This is a genomic window from Actinocrispum wychmicini (assembly GCF_004345645.1).
Lineage (GTDB): Bacteria > Actinomycetota > Actinomycetes > Mycobacteriales > Pseudonocardiaceae > Kibdelosporangium > Kibdelosporangium wychmicini.
This window is the reverse complement of the sequence record NZ_SLWS01000004.1, coordinates 267,803-285,979: the sequence shown is the minus strand read 5'-3', so window position 1 is coordinate 285,979 and position 18,177 is coordinate 267,803. Positions and strand designations below refer to the sequence as shown.

Here is an 18,177-nt window from a genome sequence, read left to right as displayed (position 1 = left end):
CCTTGCCAAACCGAGCGCGTTGCCAACGTACTGACATGCCGATGTGCGGACATTGCCGTCTCGCACGCACGCGCGACCTCAGCCACGTCGTGCAGGTCGTACCGCATATCCCGGCGACCGGTTACCGGGCGACTACTCAGGCTGCGGGGCTGGCGGTGCGCCGAGTGGGCTGAGGTGCTCGGGGAAACTCCGGTTTGCTCGGCGGGCGTTGTGACCGGCGCGCCGCCGAGGCTCACCAGCTAGCGTTGTCCTTACTCACGTTCTCCTTACTCAGAAGCCGCGCACGGACGCGATGCTGAACGGAAGCTGCGGAGTGCCCGGACCCGTGGGTCCGCCCTTGTCGAACTGGGAACGGACCACGTACAGCTTACCGTTCTTGCGCAGCAGGGTCGTCGGGGTCTGCAACGCCGAGTCGGTGAGCCGCCCGGTCGACTGGGCCGTCCGGCCGTCCGAGCCGATACGCCACCGGCTGATCGCGTAGCGGTCGGTGATGGGGTGGGCAACCCACAACGTGTCGTTTTGCAGTTCCATGCCGTCGCCCGTCATGATGTCCCCTCCGCTCAGGGCTACCTTGTCGACCTTGCCGGACGGCAGTGCGATGCGGTACAGATCGGCGCCGGTCATGTCGACCGTCAGCAGGTAGCGGCCCGTACGCTCGGCGACGATCCCGTTGAGGGTGATCGCGTCGGGCGCGTGCGGCTCGACGATCCCGGACAGGTCGAACGCGGGCCGGAGCGGCGCCTCGCCGCCCTGCTCATGGGCCTTCGCGAGTTGCTCGGGCGTGATGCGGTAGACCACGGACCGATAGCTGTCGGTGATGTAGGCGGTGCCGTCCGACGTGATGGCCATGTCGTTGACCAGACGCGGCTTCTGGTCGGGAATGGTGAACCGGGCCAGCAACCGGCGGCTGGCGATGTCGTACACCGCGACCCCGGTGGGACGGTCTATCACCCACAGGCGCCTGGCCCGGTCGACCTCGATCCCGAGGGCCTGCGTACGCCCGTCCACGAACGGGGGCAGGAACTGTTCGGCGACCCGTTGCCCAGGCGTCAGCTTGTAGACCGTGCCGCCCTCGTACGACCCGACGTACATGTCGCCGGTGTACGGGTCGGCGCCGATTCCCTCGGGATAGACGCGGTCACCTGGAAGCACATACGCCGTGGAGATGTGGGCCCGCCCCTCGGCGGGCGAAGCCGCCGCCTGCGTTGCGGAGCCGAGGAGCAGCGGCGCGGCGAGGGTCGCGACAAGGACGCGGTGTCGCCGGGTTGCACGGAACATGATCACCTTTCCGTCGGGGGTTTCTTGGCGCTGGCGTCGTCCAGCAGGGCGATTCGGACGGCGGCGAGGCGGGGAAATCAAGCACGGCAACGTTCCGCGAACTGGCCCGGGTCGTCCACCGCTGTCACATGACGGTGCGCGGCGCCGACCCGGCGGAGCATCCAGACGGTGTCCAGAGTGGCCTCCCCACCGAAGGGCGTTTCATCTGGTGACAAGAACGTATTGATTGATGAAACGATGTGTCAAGAGTGGGTTCGCGCCACCGGATGATGTTGCCCATGTTCTGGGTGCCCCCCGGCAGGGCTACATACCGGCGGTCCCGCGTCTGACCAGTGGGTTTCCAGCGGGATGCTCGTGATTGAAGGCAGCTTCCAGGTCGACAACCCCCGCGGTGACGCCTGATGGCCACCGACGGACACAGCTCCGCGTCCCGGGCGCCGACCGACCCCGCCTGCCCGCGCCGGCTGCCCATCTGGTCCCGAGCCGTCAGCATGACCGGCTGCCGGCTCGCACGTCCCGTAGTACTCAGCAGAATCCTGGTCGCACTCGCTTCCAGCGGCCAACGAAAGCCTGACGCGCCCGTGTGAACAGTTCCAAGTTGGGACCTGTACGGCTGACATAGCCGCTGCCGTCGACGATGAGGCGCACGGCATGCACGATCTCGTCAGCTTCCGAACCTTGGACGGATATCCGCTGACGCCCGCGCCCAACACCGAGTTCTGCTCCGAATGCGCGGACAGCACGAGAACGCGGTGGTCCATCGCGACGAAGTCTCGTGCATCGCACGACTACTGGAGGAACTCGACTCGCAAGCCGTCTTGACGCAAGACGATCAGCTTGCCGTGCGTGTTGCTCCACACTCTCGGGATGAGGAAGTACGATCCCCAGTCTACAAAGGCCAGTCGCAGACCCTCGTAACGGTGATGGTAGCCATCTACGCCTGGCAGGGTCGTCTTGCTTGCGTCGGCTGTCGTCGGCGCCGAGTGCAGGTCCAGCACGATGTAATCCGGACCGAGCTCGGCGGACAGCGCTGTCCTGGCCGAGGTCGGCAGCTTCATCGTGTCGCCCACACCTGGGCTGGGGACTTGTCGACGAACCGGTCCGAATGCAACACCGACAGCACCCGGCCACGCTCGGCCGCGGTGAGCGCGTTCGACGGCGGACGCCGGACCGGGTTTCCTGTCTGGCAGCGGACCATCCTGGCGGTGTCGGTGGTAGGTGGCGCGGGGCGCACCGATCAGGGCACAAGCACGGCGGACACTGGTCAGCCCGGCCAACGCCAGCACTGTCTCATCGACTACCTGGATGACGTCGGGTCGGTGTCCGCGCTCTCGGAGAGCAGTTCCAAGAGCGCCTGTGCTTTTCCCACGATCTCCAACGCGGTCTTCGTGCGCGCCAACTCTGCGGCCAGCCGCTGATTCTCGGCCGCCAGCCGCTCGTTGTCCCGCGCGGTCGCCGACTTCCCCGCAGACACGGACGTGTCCGGCGATGGCTTGCCAGACTTGACCTTGCCAGACTTGGACTTCACGGGCTTGCTCGTGCCGGTCCTGTCCGGCGCGGGCCGGCCTTGGCGCGGGGTTTCACTCACACCGCCCAGCCTGCCCGCATCACGTGCCCGACGCCAGTCCACGATATGCGAGGAGTACAAGCCTTCCCGGCGTAGCAACGCATTCTTCGCGCCCGACTCGGTCAACCGGTAGTACTCCTCCAACAGCGTCAGCTTGTACTCATCGGTGAACACCCGCCGCCGCGGCCGATCCAACCCGGCATCAACATCGGCATTACTGAACGTCATGATCACGCATCATCCACACTCGCCCCACTCCCCGACTCCACAAGACCCGGATGGTCTCACGTCATCCTGACAAAGGGGGCTGGTGAGTGCCCGGCCGGTCGCGGGACGGTGGAGTCGGCCTCGGAGCCGCGGGCAACGGGAACGGCCATGGCGCGCAAGCGCCGCGATAGAGGGCAGTCGATCACCGCGCCGGGTGTCGTGCGAGTTCGCGCCGGTTGCGCCGTGTCCCGGTCCGCCGGGCAGGTTCGGCGGCCCGCGTTGACGCCGTACCGCGTAGCTACCCGGTGGCCTGCGCATCCACTTGGCCGGTGCGCTCCTCCAGATGGATGTGCCGAGGACCCGGTGGCAGGGCTGTCCAGACCAAAGCTCGCCGGCTTCCCGCCGACGTCCTGCCGACGTCCTGCCGACGTGGGCGATTGGCGGATGACGCGGGGCGCGCCACATGGTTGTCTGCGTTCCGTCCTGAGGTGGAAGGAGCTGCCGGTGGCCTGGTTCGCACCTGGTGTTGTGGCTTTGGCGCGCACGCCGGCCCTGCCTGTGGCGATGACGGAGGTCCCTCGGGTGGGGCCGGCCGGCGCGTCCCGGGTGGTCGGTGACCCGGCGGTGCGGGCGGCCGTCACATCGGCGGGGATCGCGCTTGCCGTTGCTCCGCAAGCGATTCAGCCGTCAGGTCGACCTACGCGTCAGCGCCGACGGACGACTGCCATTCGCTGTTGCCGAACATCGATGTTCTGCTTTGGACAGTCAAGTTTGGACTACCGGTAGTTCGGCAAGGGCGTTTCTTGGATTGGGTGTTCGGGAAGACTTGGCGGGTGTGTCCGCCTGAGCTGGGGGTGGCAACGTGCGTGTTCGTCGTGTGGTTCTTGCCGGGGTTGTCGCGGCGTTAGCGGGGGCGGCGGTGACTGTCGTGCCTGACGGCCACACGCCGCCGTCCCAGCAGGTGTCGGTGTCCGAGGCACCTGATGCCGCGACGGCGGCGTTGGCCGCGTGGCGGCAGGGCACTCGGGTGGAGGTGGCTGATCAGCGGACGTCGACCTCGGTCACGTTCGCCAACCCGGGTGGCTCGTTCACCTCGGAGTTGAGCCCGGTCCCGGTGCGGGTGAAGGTGGCCGGCTCGTGGGCGCGCATCGATACCGGGCTGGTGCGCCGCCCGGACGGCTCGGTCGGCCCGGTCGCGGCCGAAGGCGAGCTGTCCCTGTCCGGTGGTGGGTCGGGTCCTCCCCTCGCGAGCCTTCGGTCGATCGGCCGGACGTTGGCTCTGCAGTGGCCCGACCCACTGCCGGTGCCTGTCCTGTCGGGCAGCACCGCGACCTACCCCGAGGTGTTGCCGGGTGTCGATCTGGTGATGCACGCCGTGCGTAACGGTTTCCAGCAGGACATCGTGCTGAAGAACGCCGAGGCGGCACGGAATCCGAAGCTGGCGGCGATCCGGCTGGGGATGCGCGCGGAGGGCCTGCGGGTCACGACGGACGCCCGGGGCGCGATCCAGGCGACCGATGAGTCGGGTGCTGTGGTGTTCACAGCGCCGCCGTCGAAGATGTGGGACGCCAGTGGTCGGGAGGCCGCGGTTGGCGTGTCGGTTGTGGACGGGTCATTGGTGCTGACGCCGGATCGGGCGTTCCTGGCCGACCCCGGGTTGACGTTCCCGGTGACGGTGGATCCGGCGTTGTCGACGTTCTACAAACAGTCGTGGGCCACGGTCCTGTCCGGTAGCGCTGTCGCGAACACCAGCTACTGGAACACCAGTGGGGACGGTCCTGGCGCGGCCCAGGTGGGTCAGTGCTGGAACGGTCGGAACCAGTGCCACGGTATCGGTGAGGCGTGGGCGTATTTCCAGTTCGACACGGGGTTCCTGGCCGGGCGGACGATCAGCGCGGCGAGTTTTGACACGACCGTGATACACAGCCCCGCCGACTGTGGTGATGCGTCGGAGCATGTGTTGTACCGTTCGAACGGGACCATCGATGACACGTTGACGTGGAACAGCAGGATCGGTGGTTCGTGGATCTCGGCCTATGGGGCGCCCACCACGTGTCACGGTGGGCAGCCGGTGACGGTGGGTGTCCCGGCTGATCGGATCGCCTCCGACGGCCTGTCGACCTATGTCCTGACGGCGAGTGACGGTGCGGATCAGGCGGCGTGGCGCAAGTACGATCCGGGGTTGACGGTGTTGCGGGTCAACTGGAACCGGCCGCCGAACGCGCCGTACGACCTGACCACGGTCCCCCAGTTGCCGGAGACGCCCTGTAAGTGGTGTGGTGGCGTGCCGTATGTCGGCGACGACAACATCCGGCTGGTTGCCCGGGTGTCGGATCCGGACGGTGACATGGTGTTGCCGCAGTGGCGGATCCGCTTCCGTAACAGCGACGGCTTGGACGATCTGCAGGCGTTCAACGGTCCCGCGCAGACATCCGGCGCGGCTCATGACACTTTCGTCGACCTGACCGGGCGGGACAAGCAGCGGGTGAACTGGTGGGTGCACGCGTCGGACGGCGCGGTGTCCAGCGGCCTGACCGGTGGCCAGTCGTTTGTGGTGGACCGGGTCGCGCCGGACAGGCCGCCCACGGTGACGGGTGTGTTGTACCAGGAGGATGGCCGCTGGCATGGTGGGGTGGGTGTGCCCGGCACGTTCACGTTCGGTGCCAACGGAGTCACGGACATCGACCACTACTTGTACTGGTGGAAAGACCAAGCGGTCGCATCGGTGGACGCGCAGTCGCTCGGCGGTCAGGCGACGGTGACGCTGGCGCCGGATCGTGATGGCCCCCGGGACCTGTTCGTGCAAAGTGTCGATCGGGCCGGGCATCGCAGTGCGGCCCAGGTGCTCCACACCTACGTGCGTGCCGGGAACGGGCCGTTGGCGCAGTGGTCGTTCGAGGGCAACACCACGGACACCGCGTTTCTGGGTGACCGGCACGGCACGTTGAACGGCGGTGCGAGCTACACCCCGCAGGGTGCGCTCGGTTCCGCGATCCAGCTCGACGGTGTCGACGATCATGTCAGTGCTCCGAACGCGATCCGTAACGACGCCGGGTTCACGGTGTCGGCGTGGGTGAAACCGAGTAGCGGTCGCGGGCCGAGGGCGGCGGTCAGTCAGGACGGGGCGATGTTCCCCGGATTCGTGTTGTGGCACCGTGCCCTGGCGGACGGTACCGACTCCAAATGGGTGTTCGGTGTGCCGACCTCGACCACGACGGACAAGGGCGTGGTGATGGCGTCGTCGCCGGTGGGTATGCCGCAGTTGAACACGTGGACTCATCTGGCCGGTGTGCGTGATCCGGGGTCCGGGCAGATCCGGTTGTACGTCAACGGTGTTCTGGTGGGTACGGCGCCGTTCACGGCTATGCCGGAGTTCGCGTCGGGGTTGGTGCGGATCGGCCGGACGGTGTGGGGTTCGACGCAGGGGGCGGATCCGTGGGCGGGCGGCATCGACGAGGTCCGGTTGTACGACCGGGTGTTGTCGTCGGCGGAGATCGCCGCGGCGGTCAGCTCCACTGGTGTTCAGGCGGCGCACTGGAAGTTCGACGACGCCTCCGGGACCACGGCGCGTAACGCGGTCGACGGCGGGCTGGACGGCGTGCTGGAGAACGGGGCGGCGTTCGTCCCGGAGGGCGCCTCGGGTGGCGCGGTGCACCTGGACGGCGACAACGACGCGGTCACGGCCGGTGGGCCGGTGGTGCGGACGGATCAGAGTTTCTCGGCCGCGGCGTGGGTGCGGGCCGACCGGTTGACCACTGGTGGGGCGTCGATGACCGCGGTGAGCCAGGACGGCAACGTCCACGGTGGTTTCTATCTGCAGTACAACGGCGCGGCGGGCAAGTGGATGTTCGTGCGGTTGACCACGGATGATGACAAGCAGCAGTGGATGGGGGTGTCCGCGACCCAGCAGCCGAAGGCGGGTGAGTGGGTGCATCTGGCGGCGACGTTCGACGCGGCGACCCGGCAGATGCGGATCTATGTCAACGGTGAGCTGGGCGGTAGTGGTGTGCTGCCGGTCGCGCCGTGGCGGGCGGATGGTCCGTTGGTGGTCGGCCGGGCCAAGTTCGCCGGGAAGCCGGCCGACTACTGGCCGGGGTCGATCGACGAGGTGCGGCTGTTCAACCGGGTGATCTCCGAAGAGGAGGTGCGCGGGTTGGTCAGCCGGGCTGATGTCACCGCTGGTGCGTGGAAGCTGGACGGCAACGCCAACGACGTCAACGGGAAACTCACCGGGACGCTGAACGGTGGCGTGGAGTGGACGGCGGGGCAGACCGGCGCGGTGCCGGACCCGAGCGACCTGGCGGCGAAACTCAACGGCGGCAACGGGTATGTGAGCATGCCGAAAGCGGTGGACACCGACCGGAGCTTCTCGGTGGCCGCGTGGGTGCGGCCGGACAGCGTCGGCTCGCAGGCCGCGGCCGTGGTGTCGCAGGACGGTCAGCAGATCAGCGGGTTCACCCTGCGTGCGTTGGCGGATGGCCGGTGGGACTTCATGATGCCCAGGTCGGACGAGTCCAAGCCGGGTGATCAGGCGACCGGTCAAGCCGCCCAGCGCGGTGTGTGGACGCATCTGGTCGGCGTGTACCGCAAGGACACTCAGCGGATCGAGTTGTACGTCAACGGTGTGCTGGCCGCCTCGGCGGCGCATACCGGTGGGTTCAACGCGGGTGGTGGGTTGCAGATCGGGCGGGCGAAGTGGACCGGCGGTCCGGTGGACTTCCTCGCCGGCGCGGTCGACGATGTGACAGTCTACAGTAGACCGTTGTTTCTCGGGGAGATCCAGAAGATGGCCGACCGGGACCTGAGCCTCGGCCATGAGTGGCCGATGGACGAGGGGCGTGGCACGACGGTCGCGGACGCGGTCGGCAGCCGGGGCGGGACGCTGGAGAACGGCGCCACGTTCACCAAGGGCCGGGTCGGTAACGCCGTGCGGTTCGACGGTGTGGATGACGGTGTGTCCACAACGGGTGCGGACGTGCGTACTGACACCAGTTTCACGGTGTCGGCCTGGGTGTGGCTGGACGGTCACGAGTGCGTCGGTGACCGGTGTGTGGCCAGTGCGGTGTCGATGGACGGCGGCGGCACCCCGGTGCCGAAGTTCCGGCTCGGGCATCTGATCGACGACGATCAGAGCTCCCGGGGTAAGTGGGTGTTCGAGATGCCCGAGCTCGCCGACGGGTCGATCACGAGGGCCGCGGTGGACACCCGGCCGGGACAGCTGAACTCGTGGGTGCATCTGGTCGGGGTGTACGACGCGCCGGCCAAGACGATCTGGCTGCACGTCGACGGTTCCGAGAAGGCCAGTGGCACGTTGTTGGCGCCGTGGCAGGCCACCGGGCCGCTGCGGGCGGGCCGGGACCAGGCGGGTGGGTTCTGGCGGGGCAAGGTGGACGACGTGCGGATGTACAGCGGGGCGTTGACCGCCGACCGGATCTCCGCGCTGTACAAGTCCTACCCGGTGCTGGACGGTGCGGCCACGCTGCCGGTGGCCGACGCCGGGTGGTGGAAGATGGACGAGCCCACCGGGACCACAGTGGCGGACGCGAGTGGACGCGGACGCAACGCGACGATGAGTGGTGGCGCTGGGCGGCTCGGTGGCCGGTCCGGGTTGTCGGCCTGGTTGGACGGCAGCACAGGCTACGTGGAGACGGCGGGTCCGGTGGTGGACAGCAGCGGTAGTTTCTCGGTCGCGGCGTGGGCTTATCTGACCGACGGGTCCCGGTACGCGACGGTGGTGGGGCAGGACGGTGACCAGGTCAGCACGTTCTACATCCAGTACGACGCGGCGGCGAAGAAGTGGGCGGCGGTCGTGCCCCAGCAGGACAAGGCCAGCCCGGATCTCACGTTCGCCCTGTCCAGCGAGACCGCGTTGCCGTACGCCTGGACACACGTGGTGTTGGTCTACGACGCGCCACTGAGCCAGCTTCGGCTCTACGTGAACGGTGGGTTGTCCGCGGTTCAGGTGGGTGTGACGGTGCGGCCGTCCAGTGGGCCGTTGTCGATCGGCCGGTGCAAGTGGAACGGCGCCAAGGGGTGTTTCTTCCCGCGTGGTGTCGATGACGTGCGTGCCTACAGTCGGGCGCTGACCGACGGCGAGGTCCGCCGGGTGCATGACGACGCCCCAACGTTGATGCACGGCTACTGGCGGTTCGACGACGGCACGGCGCGGGACTATTCGTGGCGGCAGAACGTGACCACGCTGTCCGGTGGCGTCTCGTTCGAGCCGGGCCCGGTCGGCCAGGCGCTGAAACTGGACGGCGTAACCGGCACCGCCACGACGGCGGACGCGGGGGTCCCGATGTGGGACAGTTTCACGGTGTCCGGGTGGGCCAGGCTGGATCGGTCGGACAAGGCGGCCACGGTGCTCAGCCAGGACGGCAGCCGGCGTAGTGGATACCTGTTGCAGTACCGGCCGGAGGTCAACCGGTGGGTGTTCGGCGCGGCCGCGCGCGACGCGGACAACGAGCCGCTGGTGTACGCCAACTCGTTGCAGCCGCCCGTGTTGGGCCAATGGACTCATCTGACCGGTGTGTACGACTATCCGGCGCGTCAGCTTCGGTTGTATGTGAACGGTGAGCTGGTCGGCACCCGCGACAACGTGCTGATGTGGTTGGGGCACGGCAAGTTCGCCATCGGCCGCGCCAAGACCAACGGGACGGCGGCGGAGTACTTCACCGGCGCGGTGGACGAGGTCACCACCGACATGGGAGTGGTCGCGGACGCCGAGATCCTGGCGCGGGCGACCCGTCCGGCCCCGTCCGGCGGTCAGGTCGCCCGGATGGTCAACCAGGCCGGTGACCACTACACGGCCACCACCACGGCGGGGATGTACGACAAGTTCACGCCGGTCCCGCCCGGCTACCGGTTCGACGCTCCCCTTGGCACGATGCTGTCCGCGGCAGGGTCGAACACCCGCCGGTTGTACGCGTGCATGAGGACCAACGCCGACGAGTTCACCTCGGTCGATCCGAGCTGCGAGGGATCCGGCAAGGTGGCCGATCTGGGCTGGGTGTTCACGACCCGGCCGACGGACTGGCCGACGGTCCCGTTGAACCGGTGTCGCACGGCCGGCGGCGAGCTGTTCGACTCCACCTCGCCGGACTGTGAGGGCCAGACGGTGGACCGGCTGCTCGGCTACATGGTCGGGTATGCGCCGTTGACCAGGTACGTCCATCCGAGGGTGGTGGAGAACACGGTCACCACGGGCGCGGTCCCGCCGGGGTACCGGTTCGAGGGCACGCTCGGCCTGGTGGCCATGACCGACGAGCCCGGCACCGCACCGCTGATGTCCTGTATGGATGGTGTGGACCAGTTCCTGTCGGTGGGCACGGGCTGTGGCGGCAAGACGGTGGTGGGCCCGGTCGGTCGGATCTGGACGTCGGCGCCGCCCGGTCGGGCCAGCGGGGTGTTGTATCAGTGTGCGGTCACGTCCGGGGCGGCAGCCGGCCAGATCTTCGCGTCCCGGAGCGCCGACTGTGAAGGACAGACAGTGCGCGGTCCGCTCGGTTACGTGCTTGTCGCTCATCCCGGCCCCGTCGCGGCCTGAACCAGTCGAGTAAGGGGACTTCGTGCGTAGCAGAGAGATCTACCGTCGTTCGTCCGTCTGGCTGGCCACGATGCTGGTGGCGACGCTGGTCCCAGCGCTGGCCCCGCAGCCCGCCGCCGCGGCCGGGGGGTCGCCGTCCGTGCCGTTGCCGGGCACCGCGGCCGTGCCGCTCACCCCGCAGGACGCGCAGCCGCGTCCGAAGGACCAAGCCGCGTTGAACGAGCGGACGGGCAATCAGGAACCCTCGGGCGCCAAGGATGGTGGCGGTGTGGCCACGGCCACGCCGTTGTCGCCGTCAGCCAGTTGGGCGGTGTCCGCCCAGACCGGGGACTTCACGTGGTCGTATCCGCTGCCGGTGCCGCCCGTGGCGGGCGGGCTGCGGCCGAACCTGGCGCTGGCGTATCAGTCGTCCGCTGTGGACGGTCGGACCAGCGTGACCAACAACCAGTCGTCCTGGGTGGGGGACGGGTGGGACCTCGCGCCCGGGTTCGTCGAACGCACGTACGGCAGTTGTGTGGACGACGGCGTGGAGACCGGGGACCTGTGCTGGAAGAGCGACAACGCCACCGCGGCGTACGGCGGCAGCGGCGGGGAGCTGATCTGTTGCGACGGCGACAAGCGCTGGCGGGCCAAGAACGACGACGGGTCCAGGATCGAGCGGTTCACCGGCCGGGCCAACGGTGACAACGATGGCGAGTACTGGGTGATCACCACTGTGGACGGTACCCAGTACTGGTTCGGCTCCGAAGTGGACTCGCGGTCCACTTGGACCGTGCCGGTGTTCGGCAACAACGCCAACGAACCGTGCCATGTGCCGGGAAACTTCGCCGACTCGCACTGCATGCAGGCGTGGCGGTGGAACCTGGACAAGGTCGTCGACCGCAACGGCAACATGATCCGCTACTACTACACCCCGGAGACCAACTCCTACGGGATGAACCTGAAGGACACCGCGGCGTCCTACACCCGGGGCGGCACCCTGGACCACATCGACTACGGCCTGCACGAGACCAAGGCGTCGACCCCGTCCGCCCGAGTGGTGTTCGGCACGGCGGAGCGGTGCGTGCCAGGCAGCAACTGCACGCACGACATGCCGGACAACTACCCGGACACGCCACTGGACGACAAATGTGTCGCGGCGACCTGCCCGGACAAGCACTGGCCCACGTTCTGGTCGACCCAACGGCTGAGCACCGTCACCACCCAGGTTCGCGACGGCGCCGATTTCCGGCCGGTCGACCGGTGGGACCTGACCCAGACGTTCCCCGACGCCGGCTCCGGCGAGAAGCCGGCCCTGTGGCTCAAGGAGATCACGCACACCGGCCTGGTCGGTGGGTCGGCGTCGACGCCGGCGATCCGGTTCGAGGGCACGGCCATGCCCAACCGGGTGGAGATGCGCGACGGGGTGTCGCCGTTGTACCGCTACCGGGTGACCGGGGTGGTCTCGGAGACCGGCGGGTGGCTGTCGGTGAACTACGGCTCGGAATGCCGGGCCGGCGGGCCGATGCCGGCGAACCCGGAGACCAACACGCTGCGGTGCTTCCCGGTCCGGTGGGTTCCGCCGAAGCAGGCGGAACGCACCGACTACTTCCACAAGTACGTCGTCGACCAGACCGTCACCTCCGACTGGATGTCCTCCAGCGCCCAGCAGGTCACCGGCTACGAGTACCTGGACGGCGCCGCGTGGCACTGGAACACCTCGGAGTTCACCACCGAGGACCGCAGGACGTGGAACGACTTCCGCGGCTTCGGCCGGGTCCGGATCCGGTCCGGGGCCGACCGCGACCCGTCGGGGCCGGTCACCATGTCCGAGCAGCGGTACTACCGGGGCATGGACGGCGACAAGTTGCCGTCCGGCACCCGTTCGGTGACAGTGTCCGACTCCCAGGGCGGCGTCCGGGCCGACGCGGACTGGTTGCAGGGCTTCTCGTTCGAGTCCGCCACCTTCAACGGCGTCGGTGGCCCGGTGGTGACCAAGACGATCACCGATCCGTCCTGGCAGGGACCGACCGCCTCCCGGGACACGTACCAGGCGTACATCGTCCGGCCGGGCACCAAACGGTCCTACACCACACTGGAGTCCGGCGGCCCGCGGGTCACGAGGTCGGAGACCGGCTACAACGATCGCGGCCTGCCGGTCCGGATGAACGACCTGGGCGACGAGTCGACCGCCGACGACGACCGTTGTGCCACCGTCACCTACCGCCCGCTCACCGACAAGTGGCTACTTGGTCTGACGGCCAGGGTGGCGGCCGTGTCCGTCAATTGTGGACAGACACCGGTGTTCCCCGGCAACGCGCTGTCCGACGTCAAGAACACCTTCGACGGCAACGGGAACCTGGTCAAGGTCGAGGTCGCCAAGGACCACCCGGCCAGCGGCCCGGTCTACTTCACGACCAGCACCACGACGTACGACGACCACGGCCGCGCCAAGACGGCCACCGACGCGCTGAACCGCACCACGAAGATGGCCTACGTCCCGGAGGTCGGCGGGCCGCTCACCCAGACCATCCTCACCACACCGGCCACCGACGCGGACCCGACGGGCATGGTCACGACCACCACGGTGGAACCGGCCCGAGGCAAGCCCACGTTGATCACCGACCCGAACCAACGCAGGACCCAGATCGAGTACGACCCGCTTGGCCGCACCGTACGGGCCTGGCTGCCCAACCGGCCGAAGGCCAGCAATCCGAAACCCAGCACGGAGTACTCGTACCTGATCCGCAACGACGCGCTGACCGCGGTCACCAGCACCGAGATCGCGCCGAACGGCAACCAGGTCAGCAGCAACGTCCTGTACGACGGATGGCTGCGGCCCCGGCAGGCCCAGGGGCCCGCGATGGGCGGCGGGCGGCTGCTCACCGACACCGTCTACGACTCCCAGGGCCGGGCATGGAAGTCGACCCAGCCGTACTTCAACGACGCGCCGGTCGACACCAAGCTGTGGAACGCCGGCGACGCCGACATCCCCGGCCACAGCCGGACCAGGTTCGACGGCGCCGGGCGGACCGTCGCCTCGACCTACTACGCGGGTGCCATCGAGAAATGGTCCACCAAGACCACCTACGGCGGTGACCGCGTCCACGTGACCCCGCCTGCCGGAGGGGTCGCGACCACCACGATCAACGACGCCCGTGGACAGACCCTCGAACTGCGCCGGTACACCGCCGCGCAACCGTCCGGGTCCTTCGACACGACGCGCTACTCCTACACCCCGGCCGGGGAGCTGGCCTCGGTCACCGACCCGGCCGGCACCACCTGGCGGTACAAGTACGACCTGCTCGGCCGGCAGGTCAAGGCCGAGGACCCGGACTCCGGGACCTCGACGATGACCTACGACGACGCCGACCAGCTCGTCGACACCACCGACACGAGCCACAAGACGGTCGCCTACGACTTCGACTCGCTGGGCCGCAAGAGGCACCTGTACGCCGACCGGGTCGGCGGCCCCACGCTCGCGGAATGGACCTACGACACCGCGAACAAGGGCAAGGGCCAGCCGGCCACCGCCACCCGGTGGGTCGGCGGCCAGGCGTACACCACCGCGGTAGCCGACTACAGTGCGCTGTACCAGCCAGTCGAAGCCTCGGTCACCATCCCGGCCGCGCAGGGGCGACTGGCCGGCACGTACACCGTGTACAACTCCTATGCCGCCGACGGCAGCCTGGCCGGTGTGGACTATCCCGCGGGCGGAAAACTGCCCCGCGAGACCGTCACCTACAGTTACCATGACCTCGGGCCGCTCAAGTCCAGCTCGGGCGGTTACGAAGGCAGGACCTTCCGGTACGTCACCGACACCGAGTACACCCGTTACGGCGAACCGCAACGGGTCCACCTGGGCACCGAGCCGCAACGCGCCTGGCTGTCGTTCTACTACGACACCAACACCAGGCGGCTCAACCGGTCCATAGTGGACGCCGAGGTCCCGAACCCGGTGGTGGCCGACACCCACTACACCCAGGACCCGGCCGGCAACGTCACCGCCGTCGCGGACACCCCGCTGGGCCAGCCGTCCAATGTCGACGTTCAGTGCTTCCGGTACGACCACCTGCGACGGATGACCGAGGCGTGGACCCCCGGGGCCGACACGTGGGCGGAGAAGGAGGGCTGCAAGGCCGACCCGACAGTGGCCGGGCTGCGCGGCCCAGCCAAGTTCTGGAACTCGTACACCTTCGACGGTGCCGGCAACCGGCGTACCGAAACGCGGCACGCATCCGCCGGTGACACCACCAGCACGTACAACTACAACGTTCCCGGGCACGCGCACGCGCTGGGTGCGGTCAACACCGCCGGACCCACCGGAAACACCAGCGACACCTACGCGTACAACGCGGTTGGCCAAACCACGCAACGCACACCGGCCGGTCAGGCCGCCCAGAAACTCGACTGGGACAGCGAACATCATCTGGTCAAGGTCACCGAGGGCGGCAAGGAAACGTCGTTCATCTACGACGCCGACGGAAACCGGCTGATCCGCCGTGACCCCGACGGGATCACCCTCTACCTGGGCGGCCAGGAACTGCGGTGGAACCCCAACGGTGGCGAGCCCACCGCCACCCGTTACTACGCCCACGGCAGCCAGGTCGTCGCCATGCGCGAGGAACGCGGGCCGCTGACCTGGCTGGCCGGTGATCACCAGGCCACCGCGCAGATCGCGGTCAACTCGCAGAACCTCGCGGTCACCCGCCGCCGCCAGATGCCGTTCGGTGCTCCCCGTGGTGACTCGGTCGCCTGGCCCGGCCAACGCGGCTTCGTCGGTGGCACGCAGGATCCCAGCACCGGACTGACCCACCTCGGGGCCCGCGAGTACGACCCCGGCACCGGCCGCTTCGTCAGCCTCGACCCCGTCCTCAACCCGAGTGATCCGCAGCAGCTGTCCGGATACGGCTACGCCAACGAAAGCCCGGTCACCACCAGCGACCCCACCGGTCTGATACCACCCATGTGTGTGGACCGTTGCGGCGGCGGCGGGGGCGGGCGCTCGTCCGCACCGGACCCCATCCAGGTCACGAACATCTCGGCCGGCATCGTCATCTTCGAGGACCGCGGTACCGGCAAGAGGTACGTCAACAGCGTCGCGATCGGTGACGACGCGCCCCCGACGTACGAGCTCAAGCACCTGCTGATCCAACAACAGAAGGGCAAGACCCGGCTGGAGTGGGAAGGACTGTACGACGAGAGCGAAACCATGTTCGCCATCGAGCAGGCCTGCTACCAGTACGGCGGACAAGGCGGCAAGGCGTGTAGCTCCTCGTTCCTCTGGCGGCTGAACTTCGACCAGCTGAACTACATCCAGATGGGCCAGGACGGCGGCATGGCGGGCAAGATGTCGGGTGGCGGCCGGCGCGGTGCCAACGGCCCCTACGGCAAGGGCCCGTCGGTGAACAAGCTGCTGGGCATCCTTCGCGGCGAGAAGGGCGGCGGCCGGGGCAAGCCGATGACGGCCTGCAGCTTCACCGGTGACACACAGGTCCTCATGGCCGACGGCAGCACCAAACCCATCGCCGAGATCAAGGAGGGCGACCAGGTTCTCGCCACCGACCCGGAAACAGGTCGCGCGGGTGCCCGGACCGTGACCGCGACCATCGTGCACGACGACACGGTCCTGGACCTGGTCACCGAGGACGGCGCCAAGGTCACCACCACCGAGGACCACCCGTTCTGGAACGCCACCGACGGCACATGGGAACGCGCCGACCAGTTCGACTCCGGCGACGCCCTGCTGACCCGGACCGGCGAGACTGTCGGCGTCAGCGGGCTGCGGCCCGGCACGGCCCGGCAGGCCCGTGCCTACAACCTCACCGTTGACGATCTCCACACGTACTACGTCCAGGTCGGCCGTGCCGCTGTGCTGGTCCACAACGAGTGCGGGGTGGGCCCGGTCCGCCCGCCTGCCCGGCCATTGCTGGAGAACGAGGGCGTACTGATCACGCCGGCACAGGGTTTGCAGAGCAGCACCAGTGGCGTGTTCTCGAACCTCACGCACGGCAGTCACGGTGACGCCGCGACGAAGTACCTGTGGACCATCGACGAACGTGGCATCAACGTCGCGCTGGAACAGACTCCGTTCCCGACCCCGCGGGGAAACATCGTGCACACGAACCTGAGTTCGCAGGCGTCCATCGGCGGCGAGGCATGGTTCGGCCCAGGCAACACCGTGACCATCAACGCGGGGTCCGGCCGATTCGGCGACGGCGCGGGAATCACGCCAGGGCAATGGGACGCGGCGGCCACGATGTGGCGGCGGCTCGGCTACACTGTCAACCAGATTCCGTACGGTTCGAGGTGACTGTGAAGTTCTGGCAGCTCGTGTCGGTCTGCCGCGACGAACCCGAACTGATGGAGCGTCTGGCTGGCGGCTCCGAGTGGAACGAGTACCTGGAGTGGTTCCGGGATTTCGCGCGGCTCGTGCGAGATGGCGACCGGTCCAGGCTCGACGCGGAACTCCCGACAGCGGCGTGCGTGCACGTTCTCAGCGCCTCGCGCCTGGAACTCTTCGAATCGGGTCGGTATCTGCGTTCGCGCCGGGCCGGGCCGGCTGACCGGAAGGTGACCGCCGTCGAAGTACTGAGCCGGTACGGCGGCGCGTTCCTGGAGGACCTGCTGGAAGCCGGCCTGGCCCGGTTGCCGGACGACGCCAACGGCAGGCCCGGGTAGCCATCGGCACACCACCCGTCTGTCTACTTAGGACAGCGGGTGGTGTGCCGGGCCGCCGTCGGCGACGGGGGGTGTTGCGCGGTCTGTGTAGTGATCACCGGGTGGGTCAGGCGGTCGGTGAGATCCACCAGATCGATGAGGCGCAGTGTGCGGTTTCTGTGGCCGGGCAGTGGCAGGTGAACCCGGTCGGTCCACCGGGTCGGGATCGCGTTGAACCCGTACACGACGCCAGCCAGCCCGCCGGTGACGGCGGCGACCGTGTCGGTGTCCCCGCCAAGGTCGATCGCGGCGCGTAACGCGTCGGCGAAACCGCGTGTGGTGCGTAGCGCCCAGACCGCCGACCCCAGGCAAGGCCATACTGCCCCGTTGAACTCGGTGGCGTCGGCGGGATGCCAGTCCACGGCCAGGACCGTCTCGTAGCGCTCGCGCTGGATCGGATCCACAGCGGTGAGCGTGTCCGCGAGTGCGTCCAGCGGGTCGCTGTCCTGCAGGGCGACACGGATCAGCTCGTGGAAGATGGCCGTGCCCTCGCCGGCGGCGGGATCGCCATGGGTGAGTGCGGAGATACGGCGGGCCGCCGTCATCGTGGCTGATCGGCCCTGAAGGGCGAAGTACACCGCGGCGGGGGTGGCCCGCATCAGGGAGCCGTTCCCGGCGGCGTGCGGGTTGATGCGGGAACCTGGCCTGACGGTGCGACCGAGGTGGGGAACCGCGCCGAGAACGCTCCGGCGGGCCCGAACTCGAACGGAGCGCCGAGCGCATCGCCAACAGCCGAACCGACCACCGCGCCGCGGGCCCGATCACGACGATCCACCCGACCAGACTATCCGTGAACGCACTCTCATGCCGCGAATTGAGCGTGTGCACGTCGGTTGCTCTTAGGTAATTCCTAGATTGGGTGAAAGTTCCGCTGAGCCGC

8 protein-coding genes and 1 pseudogene are annotated in these 18,177 nt (G+C 68.3%); 3 read left to right on the top strand and 6 right to left on the bottom strand.

The genetic code is table 11. The annotated features are described in order from the left end of the window. Positions 1-270: 270 nt before the first annotated feature. The 4 genes from EV192_RS19375 to EV192_RS19365 form a co-directional block, all read right to left on the bottom strand. Positions 271-1,278, bottom strand: coding sequence for an SMP-30/gluconolactonase/LRE family protein (locus EV192_RS19375; protein ID WP_132117274.1), 1,008 nt, complete (start codon positions 1,276-1,278; stop codon positions 271-273). 788 nt (positions 1,279-2,066) lie between these two features. Further along, a complete protein-coding gene (locus EV192_RS19370; RefSeq protein ID WP_132117272.1) occupies positions 2,067-2,336 on the bottom strand; it encodes a hypothetical protein in 270 nt (89 codons plus the stop codon). Then, complete coding sequence (locus tag EV192_RS53930; protein ID WP_165960482.1) at positions 2,333-2,476, bottom strand: hypothetical protein; 144 nt, start codon at positions 2,474-2,476, stop codon at positions 2,333-2,335. Before EV192_RS53930 ends, EV192_RS19370 begins: the two co-directional genes overlap by 4 nt. A 99-nt stretch (positions 2,477-2,575) precedes the next feature. Then, entirely contained in the window at positions 2,576-3,073 is a 498-nt protein-coding gene (locus EV192_RS19365; protein ID WP_132117270.1) for a hypothetical protein, read from the bottom strand. A gap of 841 nt (positions 3,074-3,914) precedes the next feature. Between EV192_RS19365 and EV192_RS19360 the strand changes: the two genes are divergently transcribed. The 3 genes from EV192_RS19360 to EV192_RS19350 are packed head-to-tail and all read left to right on the top strand — an operon-like array spanning position 3,915 to position 17,258. Then, the gene (locus tag EV192_RS19360; protein WP_132117268.1) at positions 3,915-10,598 is read left to right on the top strand and encodes a LamG domain-containing protein; all 6,684 of its coding nucleotides are present in this window, start codon (positions 3,915-3,917) and stop codon (positions 10,596-10,598) included. A gap of 22 nt (positions 10,599-10,620) precedes the next feature. Further along, positions 10,621-16,890 (top strand): polymorphic toxin-type HINT domain-containing protein, encoded by a 6,270-nt coding sequence (locus EV192_RS19355; protein ID WP_132117266.1) that lies wholly within the window; start codon positions 10,621-10,623, stop codon positions 16,888-16,890. Beyond that, entirely contained in the window at positions 16,887-17,258 is a 372-nt protein-coding gene (locus EV192_RS19350) for a hypothetical protein (protein ID WP_132117264.1), read from the top strand. The genes EV192_RS19355 and EV192_RS19350 overlap by 4 nt, the downstream gene beginning before the upstream one ends. 23 nt (positions 17,259-17,281) lie before the next feature. Here the strand turns inward: EV192_RS19350 and EV192_RS19345 are convergent. Together EV192_RS19345 and EV192_RS57420 are read right to left on the bottom strand one after the other, a co-directional pair. Continuing rightward, positions 17,282-17,959, bottom strand: a pseudogene (locus EV192_RS19345) (ADP-ribosylglycohydrolase family protein); the annotation flags it as partial. Further along, complete coding sequence (locus EV192_RS57420; RefSeq protein ID WP_424923370.1) at positions 17,896-18,042, bottom strand: ADP-ribosylglycohydrolase family protein; 147 nt, start codon at positions 18,040-18,042, stop codon at positions 17,896-17,898. The pseudogene EV192_RS19345 and the gene EV192_RS57420, both read right to left, overlap by 64 nt. Positions 18,043-18,177: the final 135 nt, after the last annotated feature.

Bases quoted from the DNA above. Each gene is read 5' to 3' on its own strand.
- EV192_RS19375 (WP_132117274.1), bottom strand. From the start codon at position 1,278: ATGTTCCGTGCAACCCGGCGACACCGCGTCCTTGTCGCGACCCTCGCC.
- EV192_RS19370 (WP_132117272.1), bottom strand. From the start codon at position 2,336: ATGAAGCTGCCGACCTCGGCCAGGACAGCGCTGTCCGCCGAGCTCGGT.
- EV192_RS53930 (WP_165960482.1), bottom strand. From the start codon at position 2,476: ATGGTCCGCTGCCAGACAGGAAACCCGGTCCGGCGTCCGCCGTCGAAC.
- EV192_RS19365 (WP_132117270.1), bottom strand. From the start codon at position 3,073: ATGACGTTCAGTAATGCCGATGTTGATGCCGGGTTGGATCGGCCGCGG.